The organism is Bradyrhizobium sp. CCBAU 25360 (assembly GCF_028128695.1).
Taxonomy (GTDB): Bacteria; Pseudomonadota; Alphaproteobacteria; order Rhizobiales; family Xanthobacteraceae; genus Bradyrhizobium; species Bradyrhizobium ottawaense.
The window spans coordinates 922,776-943,536 of record NZ_LBJA01000001.1; the positions used below are offsets into that span (position 1 = coordinate 922,776).

Genomic DNA, 20,761 nt, shown 5'->3' on the forward strand with positions numbered 1-20,761 from the left:
GCCCTCTGGTCGTGGTCTAACTCAGTCAGCTTGACTTCGGAGTCGCCTGCCTTTCCAGAGATACCCGGATCGCGGCTTCCGCCGCAAACATGTTTAGCTTATCTCGAATCCGCTACATCATCGGAAGAACCGTACATTCGCATTGGAGGTCAGCGAAGAGGTCGCTCATAGAGCCAACTACCCTTCGTGAGGATTGCCCGCACTTGGTAGCGCGCAGAGCGCTAGAGTATGGGGCAACGTCTAACAGCAGCACGCTTTCGAAAATCGGTTCACGGACTATCATTGCAGTCTTGTGCCCGGCCTAGGCTGTCTACACAGCCTTTCCGATGACAACGACTTTAGTACCTAAACCGCTACGACCGCCTCCCAATTGGGACACGCATCCGACCGCCGCGTCCGCAGCACGGGGACGGATCGATCAGAACATTAACACAGGGATCCGACAGACCATCGAGCTTTCAAGAGCGTTTTGCGCCGCGATCTCACCTCCCCAGGTGGTCCACGGCGCCCCGTGACGATCGGCGACGAAATAGAAGCACACCCTTCATAAACAGCTGCGGGCGCGTAATTTGCTTCACATTCCGCCGGAGCAACCCAAAGTCGCGCCTAACACTTCGCCATATTTGCATTAGGGGCAACCGAACCGATGCCGTTATCTTAGATAATACCCTGACGTCGCGCTTTGACGACGCACTAAGTCCGGCTGGACGTTTCCAGCTTTCGCATCGCATTCTTGACATGAAAGTTGACGGTGTTCTCGCTCACTTTCAGGATGACTGCGATCTCCCAGGATGACTTCCCCTGCTCGATCCATCGCAAGCACTGTTTTTCTCGTTCCGACAGCACACCCTTTTTCACATTCGCCATGATTTTCTCCTGGAGTCGAGAGAACAGGAATGCCATCAGCAAATGCCATACCACTCAGTGGCGCCGGCAAAGTATCGGCGAATCCGGACAAGTTCGTCGGCGATCGCCGTTGCATTCGCATGAGGCTGCCATCCTGCTGTAGCCCTATCGACGGGCTTTCGACATTGTCGTCAATCCGACGGCGGCATTACGACAAGGTGGCTGTCGATATTTGCGTCTAAATCTATGTGAGCCGGATATCACGCTTTCCCTAAGCACTCCTCCCCCGAAGGAGTGTGGGAATTCTCTCTCGGGGAGTAGCACGGGCTCGCGAACCCAGGTCATTCATTTTGCATCCAAGCCCTTCTTTCCAGCCTTAGGCGCGAGGCCAATCAACCCATAGCGAAAGCTTTGCGTTCGGCGCGCCTCCTATGGCGATCATGCAAGCCTTTGCCGTCCCAATAAACTACCAATGCTAGTCATTGAGCGGCATCACGCCGAAACGATATGAGCAGTGACGTTGGTGGCAATCTAGGTCGGCTTACAGGATTTAGGCATGCAGTATCAACCACAAGCCGTTCGGCCCACCGCAGGTCATCAATGCGCGCGGCCGTCGCCTGCCGAAATGCTTCATGTCCAGGTCTGCTCGAATGATGAGCTCTCGTTTCTGATGGAAGCGCATGATGGCCTATCCGCCACAATCGCACAGCGGTCAGGGTTCAAGGGGCTCTGGGCGTCTGGTCTATCGATTGCCAGCTCGCTGGGCTATCGTGATGCCAATGAAGCTTCATGGAGCCAGCTCGTCCAGAGCGTCGAGCGCATAGTGGACTCGACAGAGCTACCTGTGCTCGTTGATGGGGATGGCGGCTTCGGCAATTTCAACAATGCTCGCCTGCTCGCACGGAAACTTCGTCAGGCTGGCGCGGCAGGCGTCTCGCTTGAGGACAGCTGCTTCCCGAAGCTGAACTCGCTCATTGGTGAGCGGCATCCGCTCGCCGATATCGATGAATTCTCTGGTCGTCTGCGGGCTGCAAAGGATGCAGTCGCCGAAAATCTTGTTCTCGTGGCCAGGATCGAGGCGCTGATTGCCGGGCACGGATTGAACGAAGCTATCTTGCGGGCTCACGCTTATGCCGACGCGGGAGCCGATGCTATCTTGATTCATTCACGAAAGAGTACCGCGGACGAGATGCTTTCGTTCGTCACCGAGTGGCGGAACCGGCTACCGGTCGTGATCGTTCCGACCACATACTATCGAACGCCAGTCTCAGCCTATCGGGATGCGCGCATCTCCACGGTCGTCTGGGCCAATCACTCCATGAGAGCTGCGGCAGCTGCGATGCGGCGCGTCTGCGATAGTATCGCAGCTCAAGAGAGCGTTGCGAGCATTGAGCCTCAGATCGCACCGCTCAGCGAGATATTCGAGCTCCTGAGGTATGACGAACTCGCCGTGGCCGAAAAGCAATATCTGCAGCTCCGCTAGCCTATGGCAGCAGGATTTGTCACCTGAAGCTTCCTTTGGTCAAAATCTGCGATGAGTCCCTCACCTCTTCGTCGGCCCCGCACCAGTGTCACGCAATTGGCAGTGACATAAACTCCTGGAGAGGCTCTCGATATGGCGAAACAGCTTTCGCTACAGCTCGAGGAAGCACACACAGCGGCTGATGCAAGTGTATGCGCCGGCGACAATTCATGCTTGCCTCCTTCAATCGCGGAGTGGTCTGACAAGTCTGCGGCACCTGAGACTTAACAGAGGCCTTCCACGATGCTCGCAGAGCGATAGGCGGGATGAAGAAAGCGAATTGAAATGCCTGTGAATGTTCCCAAGCATGCTCTCATTCTTGCCGCTGGAATGGGCTCTCGTCTACGGCCGCTCACGGAGCTAAGCCCAAAACCTCTAGTTCAAATCCATGGCACCCCCATACTGTACAACGCGCTACATAACCTTGGGTGTCTTGGCGTGGAACACGTAACGATCGTTGTGGGGTATCGTAAAGAGGCGATCCACGAGGCCTGCGGCAGCCGCTTTGGCAGTGTTACGATTAACTACATCGAATCCTCCGTTTACGACCGTACTGGCAGCGCCTATTCGCTCTGGCTGGCGCGTGACGCACTCCTTTCCGGAGATTACTTCATTCTTGAGGGCGACGTCTTCTTCGAGGAAAATGTATTGCGGCAGCTGATCATCACTGAAGCGCCCAACGCTGCTGCTGTCGCTCCCTTCCATGAGCTGATGCAGGGATCGGCCGTCCTGTTGTCCGATCTTGGCTTCATTTCAGAATTTCGCTTGAAGCAAACAGCGCGAGATCTTATCGCGGGTGGCCCCCCTCTCTACAAGACGATGAATCTGTTACGGCTGTCCGCGTCTACTCTGCGGACAGAGGTCATTCCGGCCCTAGACGATATGATCAGGGCCGGAGCTACCCAGGCCTACACCGAGGAGCTTCTTTCCTATCTCGTGGAAACACGAGGCCTGCTGCTTGCTGCGGTGAGATGCGATGGTCTCAGGTGGTACGAAATCGATGACGCGGAAGATCTGCGTACCGCCGAGCGCATCTTCGCAGAAGCCGACTACGTTTGATCCTATCGCCCAGGGTGACGTTCGAGACGGTCACGGAAGGTTTGTCGCTGCGCGTCTTCGACATTCGCGGCTGCCTTCGACGCCGGGCGGGTAAGAACGGCCAAGAAACCGTAAGCTTGACGGAGGCCGCAATCAAAGCGGCCGCCCATTGTCTTAGCAGAACACGAGCGCTTGTCCCGGCATAGAATGTGAAAACACATCCCAAGCGATGTTGTAGCGAAACAGTCATTTTGGGCCAGCCGCTTTGACCGCAGGAATGGGACGAGACCTAGACCTTGGAGGAGATAGATGACTTCGATTTGCTCGCTTGCGCTTTCCCGGATCGAGACTTTCCTGCAAGCGACTGCTCCGCGGAACTAATCTCTTTGAAGTCGAATCTGAAGCTGATTCTTGGTGCGCAAAGTACATTCTCGCCAAATTTGATCGGAATACGGCCGGAGCAATCAAGGCTCTCTTTGACGAAGACCGGCGCCGAAGTGGACATTTCAAGCAGGCGCGCCTCCTGGGCGGAGGGCAGACGCGCATTTATCGTAACCCATTGCTGCGAGTAGTCGTCAATTCCGATGCGCCTGAGAGCTGTCGAGATCGAGTTGGTGCCAGAGAATTTGTCCAGCAGTCCGGGAGTGCGTTTCGCCGGAAAGTAGCTATGCGCGATGACGATCGGAATCTCGTCCTGGTAACTGAGCGTGTCGATGCGCAGCACATCGTCACCGGCCTGCAAGTTGAGGTAGCCGGCCAGTCGCTCGTCTGCCGGTACCGTTGCAGCAGACAGGATCTTACGACGTGCCAAGCGGCCTTGCGAGATGAGATTGTCGGTCAGCCGGGTTTGAGGGGAGAGAAGATAGGGTGTTGGATGTTCGACAACGAAGGTGCCTCTCCCCTGCTCGACACGAAGCAGTCCTTCCTGCTCAAGTCTCCGAATGGCGTATCTTACGGTGTGCCGGTTGACACCATATTTGAGAGCAAGCTCGACGTCGTTCGGAAGTTTTTCGCCTGGCCGAACACGGCTCGACGCAATAGCTTCTTCGATGTTCGATCGAACAAATTCCCAACGTTTTCCTTGATACATAGGCCAAATAGTCCGTGGTTCAGGTGCTCAACTGCGTCGGATTAGCGTCACGTCTATCGTTCTTCGGTTGCGCCAGCCGCGTTACGGCCGCTCCCCTCAGATAAAAACGCCGCCCGTAATGCTCCCGGAAGACAGTTGCGCGGCGCGCTGAAGAGGCAATTGAGACGCTCGCATCTTCGACATCATACTGACCTCCGTCCCCGCGATCTTGCAAAGCTTCATGGATGATACGGCCCTGCACAGTCGACGGTAGCGGCAATCTCAAGCTGGACAGGATCGTCGGTACCAGATCAACGATGCTGGTCGGGGCAGCAGCAACTCCGCTTTTAAAGCCATTGCCAGCAAGGATGCATAACGAAGACAGCTCGTGCGGCGAAAGCCCGCCGTGCATGCCAACGCCGATCGGATAGGCTCCATCGTAGTACACGGCGTCGGGCGGAGCGTTCCAATTGGCCGCGCTGCAATCGGCGAGAACAAACGACAGATCCGCGCTTCGCTGGTGTTCGGCCATGACAGCCGAAAGCGGGAGGGTGTTGGCGACAAGTGGAGAGCCATCGGCGGCCTTACGTGAGAAAGCCACGCCAAACCATGGCTGCTCGGAAAGGCTGTGATACATCTCTGTCAGAAGATGGCCTTCTCTGTCCCGGACCCAAATGTTGACAACCCTTTGAGCGGTTATTGCGGCGTCTACGTCGGGCGTGAGCTCGTATCCGACCTTGAATCCCGACCGCTGCAGGTGATTCAATACGGAGACCTTTTCTCCAATGATGGCGTGCCCGTGATCGGATGCAGCAATAAGCTGTACCCCCTCTCGCTCTCCTTTCTCGCTCCACCAAGCCAAAATGCGCCCAAATTGCCGATCGACCTCGTGGAGCACCTCACGGGCCGTAGGATGCTGAAGTCCGAACATGTGATATGTAATGTCCGGCTCCGAAAGCCACAGCAGGCTGACCTCCGGAAGCGCTGCTTTCGTGAGAAATGAAAAGAATAGATCGACGACACGCTCAATGGTAGCACGCGCCGGCCGCTCGTCGGCAGGGAGCACCGGAAAGCATGACGCAATCCGGCGAACGGCCGCGTTGTTACTGAACTTCGATGGGTCATGAACCCAGAACGCCGGCGCGCCAGCCTGCCAACTGCCCCAGCTCGAAAGTCCAAAAGAGCCCTGCGACTGAGATCCGATCGTCAGCATCGCACGACCATGAGCCGCCAAGACTTCGCCGATCGTAGTGGCGGTGAGGACGCCACCGCGTTCGCTGCCGAGCGTCAGGAGCGCCGACAGCGAAGATCCGTCGATGGACCGACCGCTTGCCAAAAAACGGTTGCCGATGATTCCATGAGCCGAGCTATGTCCGCCCGTGGCCAGCGCGGCCGATGAAACCCGCGTCTCACTGGGAAAAGATGAGGTATGGCGGTCAAGTCGAAGGCCGATTTTGGACAGCTCGGCGAGATTCGGCGTGACTGCGTCGTCTAGCTGGTCAGGACGAAGGCCATCGAGCATCACAATTACAAATTTCATTTGGCCACCTTCCAGCTCCGATTCCGCAGCCCCAACCTACGGGAGTGGCAGCCTTCTTGTCCAGAGCTACCTAGGCACCTAGGTTTGTCATGATGGTGTCACATGGTGTGAATTATATCTCGCGGCACTCGAACGGCCCCGCAGAAAAACATTGTGTGAGTCCCGCCCTGACCAAACGTGAGCACGTGGTCCAGAAGCTCTGCAATCGATAGCTGATGCTACTAAAGGATGTTCAATGACTGTTCGCAACCGACGCGAGGTTCTCAGATTTGTCGGCGGGCTGAGCTTGCTCCCATCGACCTCTGTCTTTGCCCAAGACGCTGGCCGAACGGCACTGCGCATTGCAATGCAGGATCTGCGCGTCGAGCTCGATCCGCTCCATCCCCGTGCTACGGCGCTCGTGAGCTTCCGGGTACTGGAGAGTATTTACGACAAGCTCTTTGCAATCGACTATCAGCGCAACGGGCAGATTCGGCCGATGTTGGCTGAAAGCATCGAAGCCCTCGACAGCACCACATATCGCGTGTCTCTGCGGAAAGACGTTCGCTTCCACGATGGCGAAGAGCTAACGGCAGAGGACGTCGCATTTACTTTTGGTGCAGAGCGTATGCTCGCAAAGGACAGTCCGGGTTTTGGCGTTGGCCAAATCAGCTTTCCATCGATGAGCGCGGTGCGGGCAACCGGCCGACATACTGTCGAGTTTAGCACCAAGGCGCCCGATCCTGTTTTTGTCAAACGCCTGACCTCTTATGGAGCCGGCATCGTCTCGAGATCGGCCTATCTGAAGGCGGCGACGTTTGATCAATGGGCCAGAGCTCCCATAGCGGCGGGGCCCTACCGGGTCGTTGAGGCCGTCGAAAACCGCTACATACGCCTTGAGGCGCACGACGGGTACTGGGGTGGAAGGCCGCCGCTGAAGGGAATCGAGTTTCGGATGGTGCGCGAGCCGGCGGCACGCGTCGCCGGCCTTCGCGCCGGCGACTTCGATATTGTCACGACCGTAGCGCCGGATCAGTTCGATATCCTCGCGGCTGACAACCGTTTGGACGTGGTTGGAGGCGACACGATGTCCTTCCGCACGCTGGTCTATGATTCGACCACGAACGAGGTGCTGCGGGATCCGCGCATAAGGCGCGCCATGAACCTTGCGATCGATAGGCAGACCATTGTCGATAGCATTTGGCGCAAGCGCATAAGTGTGCCGCCCTCCCATCAACATCCTGCTTACGGCGTTCTCTACAATCCTGACCGGTCAATCCCCCGGTACAATCCGGCAGAGGCGAAGCGACTTCTTGCCGAAGCCGGTTATAACGGGGCGGCAATTCCTTTCAAAACGGTCGGCAATTATTACACGGCAGAGCTTATTGAAACTCAAGCCATCGCAGCGATGTGGAGGGCTGCCGGCCTCAACGTCGATATCCAAATGAAAGAGAACTGGTCCCAGGTGGAAGACCGTCTAGGCCGCGGCGTGAACAACTCGTCCGATGGAACATACTACCCCGACCCAACCGCCTCGTTCGTCTCGCGCTGGGGGTCTCAAAGCAATTTTCAGAGGGGCGGGTATTGGCGTAACGATAGATTCAACGTGCTGGAGACGATCTTGCTAAGGGCGCAGGATGCGGTAGAAAGACGAGCCGCCTATCAAGAGATGCTCGACATATTCGACGAGATTGATCCACCAGGAACGGTGCTCCATTCGCTTGGCGAGTTCTTCGGAAAGCGCGCCAACATCAAGTGGACACCGACGCCGACGGGTTTGATGGATTTTCGGCCAGGCGCAATCAACATCTAGCCGAGAACGCCTTGGGCCACACGCAGAAGAATATTGTCTGCTCGGAAGGTGGAATCATGGACCAAACCACTTCGCATGCACTTGAAGCGTCTTATGTCCAAACCTTTGAGCACGGGAATGCCGGGCGCCCAGCGATTGCGGCTGGGAGCCCGCCGCTCCTGAGCATTGATGGATTGACTGTTGTTCTTGCAGACCGGCCCGAGACGCGCCTCCTGGAGGACGTTCGGTTCGAGGTGCGGAAAGGTGAGTTTTTGGCGCTTGTCGGCGAAAGCGGCAGCGGAAAAAGCGTCCTGTGTTCGACCATCATGGGAGTAGCAAGTTCCGAGCTGACATGTCTCGGCGACATTCACATCGAAGGCAGGCCTCTTACCGATGTCGATAGGCGCCTGCGCGCGATGATCTACCAACAGCCAAGTCTATATCTTAACCCCGTCCGGAGCATTGGATTCCAGCTTCGCGAGACCGTCCAGATGATTGGCGGCTTGAGCAAGCGAGAGGCGAGCGAAAGAGCTGCAGATCTGCTCTGCGATGTGGGGATCGCTGACCCCAGAGAGACGATGAGAAAATATCCGCACGAAATGTCTGGCGGAATGAATCAGCGCGTGATGATTGCAATGGCCCTCGCGATGAAGCCGAAGCTTCTCATCGCAGACGAGCCGACCTCAGCTCTCGACGTAACCACGCAAAAGCAGATCCTTGACTTGCTTGAACGGCTCCGCTCAGACATGGCAATCCTCTTTGTGACCCATGACCTCGGCGTTGCCCTGCAGCGGTCGGATCGCATCGGCGTTCTCTACGCCGGCCAGTTGGTCGAAATCGGGGGCACCGATCTTGTCGGTCGCACTCCCCTGCACCCCTATACGCGCGCGCTATTCTCCGCCGTGCCCCCGCTTTCAGGGCATCTTCGGCGTCTGCACAGCCCTGCAGGCAGCCTCCCTGAACCTACTCAGCGCCAGGCCGGCTGCAATTTCGCATCTCGGTGCTCCGGAACGATGGAGATTTGCCGACACACAAGGCCCCCCTTGCAGGGCATTCCACAACAAGTGGTGGCATGCCACAACTTGGAGGCATGAATGACGTTGCCAATCGGGCCTCCTCGCGTTCGCACACCGCGCCCGTCCACCGAGCCCATTCTCGAGCTGCGCAATATCGATTTTTGTTACCCGGCTGCTCGCCGCTCCACTGCGGAGGTCCTTGGCGGCGCCAGGCTGACCAAGATCAACATGAGCATCCGTCGTGGGGAAGCCCATGGGCTGATTGGGGAGTCCGGCAGTGGCAAAAGCACAATTGCGAAGCTTCTGCTTGGGCTGACAGCGCCACAAGCGGGCCAGATCTTTTTCGATGGCGAGCTGCTAACGCCGGCTCGATTGGCTGCGTTCCGCCTCCGTGTCCAACCTGTCTTTCAGAACCCTATCGACGCACTAAACCCAGCCACCCCGATCGGGAAACAAATTATCGCGCCCCTGCTTGTGAACTTCAAAATGAAGTCTTCCGGTTGTCAGGCTCGGCTCGCTGCCGCAATTTCCGCCGTTGGCCTATCGGGTGAGATCCTCGGCAAATTGCCACATCAGATAAGCGGCGGACAGGCGCAGCGGGTCAATATAGCGCGGGCGCTTATTCTCGATCCCGAGGTTCTGATCTGTGATGAGCCCGTCTCCGCACTCGACATGACCGTTCAAGCTCAGATTCTGAACCTTCTGTCGGATCTGCGTGAGAGCCGGGGTCTTTCCCTCTTATTCATCAGCCATGATATCAGATCCGTCGCCTATCTCTGTTCAGAGATCACCGTCCTAAAGCGCGGAACCATCGTTGAGAGCGGTTCACGCGAACAGGTACTGCTCGATCCGAAGACAGATTACATGAAGTCCCTGCTGAGGGCGGTGCCCAATTCTGAACTCGGCCTGGAAATGGAATCATTAACTTCAAAGCCTTGTTCGCAGCCAATAGGGCGTCGGCACTTGCCGGCGCAGAGGTGATAGCTGCATGAGGCGAAAAGCCCAGAAGGTATTTGCGAGCAAAATTGCCCGCGCACTTGTCACGCTTGTTCTGATGGTAACAAGCGTATTCATTCTTATGCGCTGCGCGGGCGATCCCGTAACCGTCTTACTCGGGCCGGATGCGACCGCGGACATGCGCGCCGCATACTCGGGCGAATTGGGGCTCGACCGCCCGATCCTGGTACAATACCTGGCCTATCTCCATAACGTCGTCCGAGGCAGCTTAGGCGTTTCTTACGTTTACCGACAGGATGCACTCGGCGTCGTCCTCAGCCACCTTACGTTGACGCTGATGCTCACCTGCTCTGCGCTTACGTTGGCAGCGGTCACGGGCATTGCGGGAGGAATCGCTGCCGCGGTGTTTCCATCGAGCTTCATAGGCCGTGCGTGCACGATCGCGAGCCTCGTGGGATTGTGCGTTCCCAGCTTCTTCCTGGCAATCGTCCTGATGCTGGTGTTCTCAATTCAGCTCAATTGGTTGCCCACCGGCGGGGCTGAAAGCTGGCGCAGCTTGGCTCTGCCGGCAGTCACCATGGGGGCCGCAAGCTCAGCCGTGCTTGCTCGCTACACGCGCGTGGCCGTTCGTGAATCGCTGGATAGCCAGTATGTGTTGGCTGCGTTTGTGCGCGGCATTCCGTTCTCGCGGATATTGATCCAACACGTACTGCCCAATGCGGCGGTGCCAATCCTGACCATACTTGGCCTCCTCATCGGCGGAGCGGTAACTGGTTCGACGGTCGTCGAGACGGTCTTCTCATGGCCCGGTATCGGAAATCTCTTCGTCACATCCGTCGGAAGCAGAGATATTCCAGTGGTCCAGGCAATTGTCCTGCTTGCTGGCACTGCGATGATCATGACCAACCTGGCCGTCGATCTCGGTTACACCTGGCTCGATCCGCGGTCGAACTCCTCGGAGACATAGATGAGTACCGTCTGGGCGCGTGATTGGACTTGGAGCGTCTTTCGTTCGTCGAAAGACGGGCGCGTTCCGCGAAGGCTACCCAAAATAGGATTCTATGGTGCCTCCATATGGATTGTCGGATGTCTGTTGATTGCCGCACTGGCCCAGGTGATCTCCCCCTATCATCCAGCACAGATCTCCTTGGATGCACGGCTTTCGCCACCACTGCTCTTCGGCGGCGCGCTGGAACATTTGTTAGGCACCGACGAGCTCGGCCGGGACGTGCTGGCTCGCTTGATATATTCGATCCAGATCAGCATGCTCGTTGCGGCTGGCGGGACCTTCATCAGTACGCTGCTCGGCGTTTCATTGGGCTTTCTCGCTGCCGAGCTTGGCGGACTGATCGACGAAGGAGTCATGGCGCTTGTCGATATGCAGGCTGCTGTGCCGTTCATGATCACCGCACTCCTTGTCATAACAATATTTGGCAATTCCCTGGCACTCTTTGTGTGCCTTGTGGGCTTGCACGGTTGGGAGCGCCACGCCCGCATCGCGAGAGGACTGGCTTTGACGGTCCGCAACCGGCTCCATGTGACGGCGGCGCGGACCTACAATGCTTCGCGGGTCCATATCTACGCAAGGCATATTCTGCCTGCCTGTGCACCTACCATCGTGGTCGGCATGACCCTTGGGCTCACCGAGACGGTTCTCCTGGAAAGCACCCTGAGCTTTCTGGGACTGGGGATACAACCGCCGATGTCCAGCTTGGGTAATATGGTGGGATTCGGCAGAGACTATTTGATGACCGCATGGTGGATCGCGCTCGCGCCGGGCCTCGTCATCGCAGCGACAGCGATCGCACTCATGACAATCAGCGAATCGCTGCGCCAGATGAGACCTCGCTAAGCTTCTTTCACATCCATCTAAGGTGCCGTCATGTCTCGTCCGGACTTCGAAAGCTCAACCAATCAACTGGTCAGGAACGTTCCTCTGTATCGGCAAAAGAGGAAGTTCACTTGTGGACCATCTTCCCTGATGATGGTCATGTCCGCGCTGGACCAGCGATATCAGCCGAATGAAACAGCTGAGCTCGAGATCTGGCGCGAGGCAACGACCATTCACGGCGGCTGCGGGCCGGTTGGTCTGGCATTAGCTCTCAAACGCCGCGGCTTCGCAACCCTCGTAGTCGTGAGCCATGATGGGCTCTTTCTTCAGTCTCGCGCTTCACAAGGTGGCGAGGTAGAGGTGATGCAGATTCTCCAGGAGCGAGATCTCGCCGAAGCATACCAGCGCGGCATCCCTGTTCATATTGGCACTTACAGCCCCGATGACCTCTCGAAATGGATGGCGGTGGGGTGGTATCCCATCGTGATGGTCAGCATCGAGTTCGAAGGTAAAACCATCACTCATTGGGTGGTGGTGACCGGGGCCGACCCCAATTGCGTGTTCTTCAATGATCCTCTCAAAGATCCCGCCGAGGCAGATGCTGCCACGCGCGTCGACCACGAGAGCTTTGCCAGCATGACGGAGTTCGGTCCCGACCGGGAAAGGGCGGTCATTCTTGCTGGACTTCCAAAAATGGCGAATGTTGCGCTTCCGCTGCCCAGGATTCGTGCTAGCGCTCAACTTCGGCCTGACTCGCCGAGCGTTTCTGGTCCCGAACGCTGATGTATTTTGGTAGCCGGTAAAAGCCCAACATAGCCACCATCAGCTGATTCAATCGGTGCCATCGGTCGGGCAGCGCCGGTATACGCCGCGTCCGACAGTAGCATAACCAGCGATCAGGATGGCCGGCCCTGCATTCCTACAGCGCGTTAGTCTCACATGGGTTTTCCGGAGGCACGAACGGTTAGGCCGCAATCATGGTCGACTACCTTCCACTCGTGTCTAAATGCATTAGGTCTAGTTCACCAGCAGTCCCAGCTGCCCTCAGAACGCATCATGCGCACTGGATCGCACGATCGCGCCGTCCATACATTCTCCATTTCGCCCTCTGGCATCCTCCCGCTCCGTACCGATCTGCTCGACGCCTACTGCTGATGAGTGCGGAATTCCGGATTGCCTTCGCCCCACGCATCCAATCCTACAAAGATCTATGAAGATAGTTCACGAAGGAAGACTTCTAGATTGCAGATCAACCAAAGTTGTTTTCCGAATCTATCGTTGGGCGCTTGAGAGTGGCGTGCATACCATCGTCGGAGAGCGCCAACATCGAGATAATCCGCGATCGCGGGACAGTCTTTGAAGATTAAATCTCGAAACGGCGCCGAGCTCTGGTCTGTCGCCCACTTACCTAACGGCAACGGAAACCCGAGCTTCTTTCTCGTGATCACGCTTGCGGGTATTCGATCTCTGTAAAGAGTGCGCAGAGCGGCCTTGGAAACGTCAAGCGTCTCGCTAAATTTCTCAATCGAAGTGAAGGCCGCCTGAAACGGGGCGAAGGCATGCTTCCAGCGCAGATGTTCGGAGAACGGCATGCGCAGAGCCAACGCAATGATACGATGGTCTGTGAAGGGCACTCGAGACTCCACCCCGGCTGCCATTGTGGTGTTGTCGACCATTTCCAGCAGCGCCGGCAAATGATGCCGTACAAAGAATTGCCTTATACGCTCGACCGGAGTGGCGCCGCCTGAATGGTAGGCGCTATTCATCCAATCGATCAAATCCGCATCGTGAACAATCTCCTTTCTCCATGTCGGTGTCCCCAGCTGCAGCTTCTCGGCTTGGGGAAAGTAAGTGTACCGCGCAAGAAAGAGGTCGAATTCGCTCGCCTTGAACTTGGGAAGGCCGATATGACGTCGCGCCGGGCGGCCAATGACGTCAGGCAAAGCGGCTAGCACTGCCTGTCGGCGAAGGTCGAAGGACAATCTGAAGATCCGGCTATATCCAAGGAATATCTCGTCGGCACCCTCGCCGGTCAGGAGAACCTTGTGAGAGTGGCCGACCGCCAGCGCGAGCAAATACATCGCCGCTTCGTTATGCATGCCGACTGGATGACCACGTAATGCGGTAAGGCGCTTAACGACATCCAGGCTAGTTGCCCCGGGCAGCCGAACCAAGACGTGGGCGAGCTTGAGGGATTTAGCGACCTCTACAGCATAGGGGCTTTCATCGTACTCATCATCGCATACGACGCCAGTGAAACATGTCGGCTTTTGCGAAGATTGCCTTGAAAGCTCGAAGGCCAAGACACTGGAATCGAGCCCTCCGGAAAGCAGCGCGGCGACTGGGGTGTTGGCCGCCAGATGTTCCTTCACGGCGCTGCCGATCAACGTTTCGAGAGAACTGCAATCACCACTATCATCGAGGCGCGCAGGATCCCACCAACGCGTGTGCTCGTGCGATTGCGCTGTGATCTTCAGCCAAGTGCCAGGTTGCAGCTTTTGAACATCTGCAAACAGCGACCTCTCGCCGAAGACGGCACGGTACGAGAGGAAGCTTGATAATCCAACCGGATCGAGCTTTGAGCGGACTCTTGGCCAATGCAGAATGGCTGACGGCTGTGAGGCAAAGACAATTCCATTATCTGCGGAAGCGTAGTACAACGGCTTAATTCCGAGCCGATCTCTGACGAGGAACGCTGTGCCGGTCTTTTGGTCGTGGATTGCGAAAGCAAACATTCCCCGCAGACGTTTGACGCTATCAATCCCCCAACAAGCAAATGCCTTGCAAAGTACCTCTGTATCCGACTCCGTGCGAAAGCGGTATCCGAGCCGGAGCAAATCCCGCCTTAGGTCTCGGTAATTGTAGATCTCCCCATTGTAAGTGACCGCCAAGCCGAGCTCATCATCGAGGAACGGTTGATTCGACCGAGCGTCCGGATCGACGATAGAGAGCCTCCGATGCGCGAAGGCAAACGAGGACGTCACGCAACTGCCACTCGCGTCGGGCCCGCGGTGGGCGAGCCTCTGAACGCAACGCGCGAGGTTCCGTTCGGTCACTGATTTATCGGTAATCCGCCCGATGAATCCGCAAATTCCACACACAGCTAGCCCTCCTCATGCGTCCTAAGCCGACGCCCAGGCGGCCGGGTCGCCGGCTCGCCGGCACCTCTCGATAGGCTGGATGCTCCAAAAAAACGCCCTCCAGAGCTAAGATCACGGTCAGGTTTCGGAGCCGCGGTGTGCTGGCAACAAACTGGCCTTCATTGACCTCCTCGAAAAGCGCGATCTCAAGTATTCCGAATTACCTGCCGCGCTGCGCGCCAAGTCAAACCTTACCCTTTGAGGCTAAACACGACGGATGAGCGTCCGAACCTCATTGGTCAGGACTCGTTCCACGAGCCACTTCGGAGGCTCAATCCGTGGTGGAAGATATAGCGCGCGGTAGAGCCGATCGAGTTCTTCGGCGCTGCGTGGAACGTCCGACGAATCCAAGAGTGCAGTCATCATGCGCATGGGATAGAAGCAAGGCTTGCGCTTATCTTGAGCGATCAACAAATTTTGGGAGCGGCGGGTAGCCGATCCGTCCAACAAACGCAGCCACACCTGGCAGAACAGCGCGTAGCCATAACGTTGGGCTCTGGTATCTAAAGAAAGAGCTGTCTCTGAAGGCAGGACGGGGAATTGCAACTCGCCGATAATATCCCCCCTGTCCACTCGCTCCGACAGATGGTGGACAGTCACCCCGAAGCTCTTCTCGCCATTGAGTATGGCATGCGTCCGCGCAAAACTGCCGCGATATTCAGGGAGCGGGCCTGGATGAAGATTGATGCCTCCTCGATCAAAGCCTGCGAGGATTCGGGCGGGGAAGATCTTGTTCCACATGACACTGACGAGAAATTTTCCGAGAGGAGGAACATCGTCTATCGACTCGAAGAACGGTATCCCGAAGCGATCTGCGACTTGCCAAAGCTCCTCACTGGTTTCATGCCGCCACCATGTTTTCTCGTACCGGGAAGCGCCGAGAATGCCCGCGATGTGGTCCTTGCCGCAGGTCTCGATGACAAACAGAAGACAGCGGGTCGCAAGTCCCCTGGTTCCGGCAAATACCACGCCATCAATTAAGCTCGACATTTCTCAGCCTTATCCGGGTCCTAGGCCACACCGATTATGCGCCCGTTCGACTCGCAATCAGCAGTCCGGCGGACCCGGTGACCGCTACGCAGATGGTGATGACATGCACAAGAGTGCCTGAGGCTTTGATCTTGAACGGGGCGATGTGGAGCAGCGATAGCGGTACAAAGACAGCAGGAAGAACGATGCCCAACTCAAGCGGCGCGATCGTGTGGTCAATTAGCAAGATCGCCGCGAGCACTGGCAGAGCGTAAGAGAGAGGTAGACCGGTCGAATAGCCGCGATCGTCCAATCCGAAATAGTCGAAATATGCCAGGCGAAGAGCCCCGATCAATATCATGAAGGCTGTGAATACCGCAGATGCTGGCAAATCGATGAAAGATCCGATGACAGTTGCCGGGATGACTGATCCAAAGATGAGGTCCGAGAACGCATCGAGAGATTTACCAATGGCTTTGGTGGCCGCTGTACGATTCTTGGTGCGCCGGGCAATTTCGCCGTCCACATCATCTGCGATAATGGCCCAGAGTCCGAGCGCTATTCCTGCCTCCTGGTGCCCTCTCACTACTAACCCCATCGCTGCTCCAGAACAAAGGATCCCCAGGGCAGTAACGGCGTTTGCGCGGTCAGATAGGAAGGCGATCATCGGACCTCAATATTGTTGTTTCTGCCGAAGGCGATCGCAATCACGCCCCTGCCGCCGCTTGCGTACCGCAACTACGCTTAATTGGGCGAGGTCCGCCAGGTTCGCAAACTGCCAGTCCTAGTAGGCGCGCTTAATGGTTCCTCGAGCTAGGACAGCCGCCGCGCGAAGTTGAGACAAGACGACTGCGAGCATCGGCTAGCTTGGCCCTTCTCCCATACAGGCGGAAATTCAAAGGCTCCAAAGCACCGTCACCGCGCGGAGCACTCCCTGCCTCGTCCTAGGCAAAGCCGCAACACGCTGCGGAACGCCCCACCTATGGTGGCGTCAATCGCGATGGCCAAATCAACGTGCCCCTGCTCAGCCTGCGCTGTGGTCATTCGAGTGCGGCTTGCGGGCCTGGGTCTGCGCACGTTGGTCGCAGTCGGCTCGCGCAGTTGATTGCGACTCCCGGATCTTGCACAGCACAGCTCTGCCGGATCGCGCCGACCTTGGCCTGGCGACCTAAACTTGTTAGGGCGATTTCTCCATCGAAGATGCCGCGACAATTGTTTACTATCCGGTCAAGTCTAGGTCGCGCTCACTCTGAGGTGGAAACACACTTCTTCAACGGCTCGGCTCTCGTTTTGATCGAGCGCTCACAAATGCGAATGAAAGCGTGCTTCCTATTGCGCAGAGAGCTAGAGATGCCAATGCGAGCACGATACCATAGTTGCTTTGGATTAAACTGAAGAAGAACGGCGCAAACGACGCCGTAGACAATCGGAACGTCGTGATCAATCCGACACGTGTTCCGTACCCGTCCGGCCCGAAGAGTGAGAGAGGCAAGCTTCCACGACAGATGCTGTTTAGACCAGAGCTAAACCCAAAGAAGGCAATGAAGATTAGAATTCCGACGAGCGTGTGAGACGCCAACATAATGACGAATGTGGCAGCCGAGAGCATAACACATGAGAGCATGGTGAGCTGAATTGGGGATATTCTCTCGGTAAACGAAGCTGCAAATAGCCGTATCGCCACCTGGGACGGGCCGAAGAGCGTCGAAACCAACGCTGTCCGCTCGATATCTAAACCGGTCGACGAAAGGATTGGGATCATCTGGCCGAGAAGTGCTGAGAAAACAAAGGTCGTTAGCGAAAAGCCGACCGATACCAAGACAAGATCGATCAGCTTGGAAAAGGAGCGGGCTTGCGGCCCATGGACTTTATGCTGATGTCCAAGTGTCACGGGGGGCCCGACGAGAGCGAAGTGGATTAAAGGGAGGGCGAGAAGAACATTGCAGCCTCCATAGATCCAACAGACCTGCCTCCAGGATATCGAAGCGAGCAACAGCGAGGTCAGCGGCCAAAACAGCGTTGACGAGAAAGCCACGATCAATGTCAATTGAGCAATTTGCCCTTTGGCATGAACCGCATCTCGCTGAACCAAAAACACGAATGCGGCCTCGTAAAAGAGAAAGGCCGACGCAAGTTGCATGCCGAATAGGGCGATCGCGAAAACGACCGCATTCCAAGATATTGCTGCGATTCCCAGACTAGCACCTCCAGCGAATGAGGCGAATCTCATGGTTTTGCCTGCGCCGTATCGGTCCATGAGCCGGCCGGCAATCAGCGACATCAGCGCACTGGCAAACAACGCCAAGGAGAAGCAAGCGAGTATCCACTCCTCTGTGACGGCGAGGTCACGGGAAGCGTCTTTTGCGATGGCCCCTACGCAATAATAAAGTGTGCCGTAGCTGATAATTCCTGCAGCACCCAGTGCCACAACGATCAGCCTATCATCCTCCCAGAGGCGTCGTGATCTTCTCGGTTCCTGTCGCATATGCCGAGTGTCTCACCTAATGCGGCTCACCTGAGCAAAGAAGACTCTGTTTGCAGCCACTTTCGTCCGAGTCCAGCCATGGTCATGATACGAAGTATGTGGCAAGCTGATTTTCAAAGCGTTTGATCGGGTAACCGTGACGCCTCAGCCGGTCTTGATGTAACCGTCCACACTAAGCACCTATCAAGCGGCCGGCATGCACTTGGATTTGCAGGGGGCCACGCCTCAATCAGCTTGGCCAGGCCGTCAAGACTAAGCGAGCATGGACATGGCTGATTTACTGTCCACCATGATTCTCCGCAGTTTGCTCGGACCTACCTAAAAAGGCCGCTGCCTAGCCACACCTTGTACATCTTACACTATCGGCGTGATTTGTTCGGGTACGCTCAGCGCGCCAAGTCGCTTGTCCGAACTGCCGCCTAAAGGTAATGCCGCTGTACTTGGGTGCGGATGCACCCAAGTGAACAATGCCCGTCAGGCTGCCATCGCGAAGCGTTCCTTCGAACTCATAGTCTAAGGCCAAGGGGTCTCCCGGCAATTGTGAAAACAGCTTCAATTTCGATCCAATTATGTCGCCTCGGCAGCTACCCGAAACCTCGGCGCCAATGTGCGTGCCCGCAACATCTTGGTGATCCTGTAGTAGCGTGAACGCATGGACAGCGCTGCCGTGAAGAAAGTCGATAAAGACTTGCCATGCTCCCGCTAGCTCCTCGAAAGCACCCTCTGGTGGTGCCGCTGGCTCTAACGGCGGTTCTGCAATGGCATGAACGATTGAACGGCCAACGATCTCGGCTTCAACTTTGGTCAGATTGGTCGGATCAACTACGATCCGTTGGGAGCCTTGCCAACAGTCGTGCAACACAATGCGTGGCCGGGCGCTGGCCAGCTTTTTGGTGATCAGGTTGGCGTTCACTGAGAACGTCCTAACGTCCCAAGCAACCGCTATTCGTGGATTGCAGAACGCAGAGTCCGGTTCCAGCTCTTGGACATAAAGGCCAGGTACGCTCAAAAATTCCCGCTTCATTATCGAAATACACTCGCGCCATCTTTCCATCGCACGACCGGCCCCTCCCTTTACCCATTGCTCCAACGCGACGTAAGCGCCAATGATCTCGTCTTTACCAACCTTCATTGACCGACCAAACGACTGGCCAGGAGGCCCATTTAGATACGCCGCTCTGCACAATCTTTCCGAGCCGAGTAGGAAACCGGTAGATTGCGGTCCGCTGATATACTTCCCGCCTGAATGAATCAGCAGATCGGCACCGTTTTGAAGCCAAACGTTTGGAAATTTGGGCCCCTGTCCGGCCGCGTCTACGATCAGCGGAATTCCCAGTTGTTTGGAGCGCAGCGCGATTTGTTCGAACGATAACGCCGACTTCGGAATATCTGAGGCAACAAGGCATATTGCTGCGATCTTCTCAATTTGAAGCTGATCCAGGTCTGAGGCACGGCCGATCGGAAGCACCATACAACCGACTGCTCGAATTGCATGTTCGTAAGCCATTCGCTGATCAGCAGCGACGACCACCATTTTCTCGCCTCGTAACGGGAGCTTCAGCATCTTTTCTGGATTGTTACCAGCTACGCAAGCAGCGACCGCCTGGCTTACTGCTGCGGCACTACCAGCGGTCACGAGCCCCCATTCGGCACCGGCGAGCGCCGCCAATTTCCGTCCGATCGCTTCCGCTAGTTCATCCAGAACGACAAAGCCCTGACCCGACGCTTCCATCGCGGCGACTACAGGTCGGGTTGGATTGCATCCACCGTAGGATGTACGCACGCCGGTGCAGTTAATGATCGGCTCAATGCCAAGGTCGCGGAACACTTGACCTGTGACGGGGCTGACATGCGCAACATCGCATTCAATATCCAAGCTCATGCATGCACCTCCTGTGAGGCTTTAGGGAAGAGCCGATGCGGATTGCATTCCTGACGTCAGGGAACCAACACAAGCCCGAGCGCGCACAAACTCTCGAGCCTGCTAGATCAGTACTCGCCGCACATAAAAAGCGGTTGAACCAACCTTAATATTCTTCACGAAGTCGGCTCGCCCATAGGGTCGAGGTCGCGAGCTCTGCCATCCGCGGCATCCAATAGCATGCGATTTGAAGCATGCGATTTGACGGAGGCCGGTCATGCCGCTGTGCCTCGTTCGTGCCCCCCATGAGGGTAAGCGAAACATGATTCCAAGCAGGCAACTCCTGCCGCACTGCAAGGAAAGCATCAAAACTCGTGCCACTTCGCTGATTGCGCCAGGCCCTCGTTTATTGCGTTTCCGTCGGTTCGGCTCTGCGAACCCGTTCCAACACCAGGGTCACGAACCCAACAAACCCGACAAAGGATGGTATCGTTCTTTTTACCGTTACCCGCTTTTGCCATTCTGATGATTTGAGCGTGAGTGCGTCATGTTGAGGCGTATCCGGCGTTGACGAGGTAGTTGGCGCATCCCGGGGGGCGTGAAACAGTCCAGCAAGACACCCGTGCGCGTCTACGCCGCGTTTACGGTTCGACGGCCTTTCGGAGCCGGGTCTTGAGCTTGGTGGAGATTTGCTCGATTGGAATGAGCTCGGGCTG

General features: G+C 56.6%; 15 protein-coding genes and 1 pseudogene. 8 read left to right on the forward strand and 8 right to left on the reverse strand.

The annotated features are described in order from the left end of the window. Positions 1–693: 693 nt before the first annotated feature. A pseudogene (locus tag XH81_RS03960) lies at positions 694–843 on the reverse strand (helix-turn-helix domain-containing protein); the annotation flags it as partial. A gap of 628 nt (positions 844–1,471) precedes the next feature. Between XH81_RS03960 and aepX the strand changes: the two are divergent. Continuing rightward, positions 1,472–2,329, forward strand: coding sequence for a phosphoenolpyruvate mutase (gene aepX / locus XH81_RS03965; protein WP_271595997.1), 858 nt, complete (start codon positions 1,472–1,474; stop codon positions 2,327–2,329). 324 nt (positions 2,330–2,653) lie between these two features. After that, on the forward strand, positions 2,654–3,427 hold the full coding sequence (locus XH81_RS03970) for a phosphocholine cytidylyltransferase family protein (protein ID WP_271595850.1): 774 nt from the start codon (positions 2,654–2,656) through the stop codon (positions 3,425–3,427). A gap of 268 nt (positions 3,428–3,695) precedes the next feature. Here XH81_RS03970 and phnF read toward each other — a convergent pair whose 3' ends face one another. Next, entirely contained in the window at positions 3,696–4,496 is an 801-nt protein-coding gene (gene phnF, locus XH81_RS03975) for a phosphonate metabolism transcriptional regulator PhnF (RefSeq protein ID WP_271595851.1), read from the reverse strand. A 19-nt stretch (positions 4,497–4,515) separates the two neighbouring features. Continuing rightward, a complete protein-coding gene (locus tag XH81_RS03980) occupies positions 4,516–6,015 on the reverse strand; it encodes an alkaline phosphatase family protein (RefSeq protein ID WP_271595852.1) in 1,500 nt (499 codons plus the stop codon). Positions 6,016–6,250: 235 nt separating this feature from the next. On the opposite strand from XH81_RS03980, the gene XH81_RS03985 reads away from it, so the two are divergent. From XH81_RS03985 to XH81_RS04010, 6 genes are read left to right on the forward strand one after another with little or no spacing between them, the layout of a single operon-like run. Further along, positions 6,251–7,807 (forward strand): ABC transporter substrate-binding protein, encoded by a 1,557-nt coding sequence (locus XH81_RS03985; RefSeq protein ID WP_271595853.1) that lies wholly within the window; start codon positions 6,251–6,253, stop codon positions 7,805–7,807. 11 nt (positions 7,808–7,818) lie between these two features. After that, on the forward strand, positions 7,819–8,880 hold the full coding sequence (locus XH81_RS03990) for an ABC transporter ATP-binding protein (protein WP_271595854.1): 1,062 nt from the start codon (positions 7,819–7,821) through the stop codon (positions 8,878–8,880). Next, entirely contained in the window at positions 8,881–9,783 is a 903-nt protein-coding gene (locus tag XH81_RS03995) for an ABC transporter ATP-binding protein (RefSeq protein WP_271595855.1), read from the forward strand. A gap of 7 nt (positions 9,784–9,790) precedes the next feature. Continuing rightward, on the forward strand, positions 9,791–10,726 hold the full coding sequence (locus tag XH81_RS04000; protein ID WP_271595856.1) for an ABC transporter permease: 936 nt from the start codon (positions 9,791–9,793) through the stop codon (positions 10,724–10,726). Next, positions 10,727–11,611, forward strand: coding sequence for an ABC transporter permease (locus tag XH81_RS04005; RefSeq protein WP_271595857.1), 885 nt, complete (start codon positions 10,727–10,729; stop codon positions 11,609–11,611). It abuts the gene before it with no gap. A gap of 30 nt (positions 11,612–11,641) precedes the next feature. Further along, entirely contained in the window at positions 11,642–12,373 is a 732-nt protein-coding gene (locus XH81_RS04010) for a peptidase C39 family protein (RefSeq protein ID WP_271595858.1), read from the forward strand. Positions 12,374–12,798: 425 nt separating this feature from the next. Here XH81_RS04010 and asnB read toward each other — a convergent pair whose 3' ends face one another. The 5 genes from asnB to XH81_RS04035 form a co-directional block, all read right to left on the reverse strand. After that, positions 12,799–14,691, reverse strand: a complete 1,893-nt coding sequence (gene asnB, locus XH81_RS04015) for an asparagine synthase (glutamine-hydrolyzing) (protein ID WP_271595859.1) — start codon at positions 14,689–14,691, stop codon at positions 12,799–12,801. A 243-nt stretch (positions 14,692–14,934) separates the two neighbouring features. After that, positions 14,935–15,720: a formyltransferase family protein gene (locus tag XH81_RS04020; protein ID WP_271595860.1), complete on the reverse strand. Its 786-nt coding sequence runs from the start codon at positions 15,718–15,720 to the stop codon at positions 14,935–14,937. Between the two features lie 34 nt (positions 15,721–15,754). Beyond that, a complete protein-coding gene (locus tag XH81_RS04025; RefSeq protein ID WP_271595861.1) occupies positions 15,755–16,366 on the reverse strand; it encodes a CDP-alcohol phosphatidyltransferase family protein in 612 nt (203 codons plus the stop codon). A 603-nt stretch (positions 16,367–16,969) separates the two neighbouring features. Further along, positions 16,970–18,127: an MFS transporter gene (locus XH81_RS04030; protein ID WP_271595862.1), complete on the reverse strand. Its 1,158-nt coding sequence runs from the start codon at positions 18,125–18,127 to the stop codon at positions 16,970–16,972. Positions 18,128–18,518: 391 nt separating this feature from the next. Further along, positions 18,519–20,066, reverse strand: a complete 1,548-nt coding sequence (locus tag XH81_RS04035; RefSeq protein ID WP_271595863.1) for a hypothetical protein — start codon at positions 20,064–20,066, stop codon at positions 18,519–18,521. Positions 20,067–20,761 lie beyond the last annotated feature (695 nt).

Bases quoted from the DNA above. Each gene is read 5' to 3' on its own strand.
- aepX (WP_271595997.1), top strand. From the start codon at position 1,472: ATGCTTCATGTCCAGGTCTGCTCGAATGATGAGCTCTCGTTTCTGATG.
- XH81_RS03970 (WP_271595850.1), top strand. From the start codon at position 2,654: ATGCCTGTGAATGTTCCCAAGCATGCTCTCATTCTTGCCGCTGGAATG.
- phnF (WP_271595851.1), bottom strand. From the start codon at position 4,496: ATGTATCAAGGAAAACGTTGGGAATTTGTTCGATCGAACATCGAAGAA.
- XH81_RS03980 (WP_271595852.1), bottom strand. From the start codon at position 6,015: ATGAAATTTGTAATTGTGATGCTCGATGGCCTTCGTCCTGACCAGCTA.
- XH81_RS03985 (WP_271595853.1), top strand. From the start codon at position 6,251: ATGACTGTTCGCAACCGACGCGAGGTTCTCAGATTTGTCGGCGGGCTG.
- XH81_RS03995 (WP_271595855.1), top strand. From the start codon at position 8,881: ATGACGTTGCCAATCGGGCCTCCTCGCGTTCGCACACCGCGCCCGTCC.
- XH81_RS04000 (WP_271595856.1), top strand. From the start codon at position 9,791: ATGAGGCGAAAAGCCCAGAAGGTATTTGCGAGCAAAATTGCCCGCGCA.
- XH81_RS04005 (WP_271595857.1), top strand. From the start codon at position 10,727: ATGAGTACCGTCTGGGCGCGTGATTGGACTTGGAGCGTCTTTCGTTCG.
- XH81_RS04010 (WP_271595858.1), top strand. From the start codon at position 11,642: ATGTCTCGTCCGGACTTCGAAAGCTCAACCAATCAACTGGTCAGGAAC.
- XH81_RS04020 (WP_271595860.1), bottom strand. From the start codon at position 15,720: ATGTCGAGCTTAATTGATGGCGTGGTATTTGCCGGAACCAGGGGACTT.
- XH81_RS04025 (WP_271595861.1), bottom strand. From the start codon at position 16,366: ATGATCGCCTTCCTATCTGACCGCGCAAACGCCGTTACTGCCCTGGGG.
- XH81_RS04035 (WP_271595863.1), bottom strand. From the start codon at position 20,066: ATGAGCTTGGATATTGAATGCGATGTTGCGCATGTCAGCCCCGTCACA.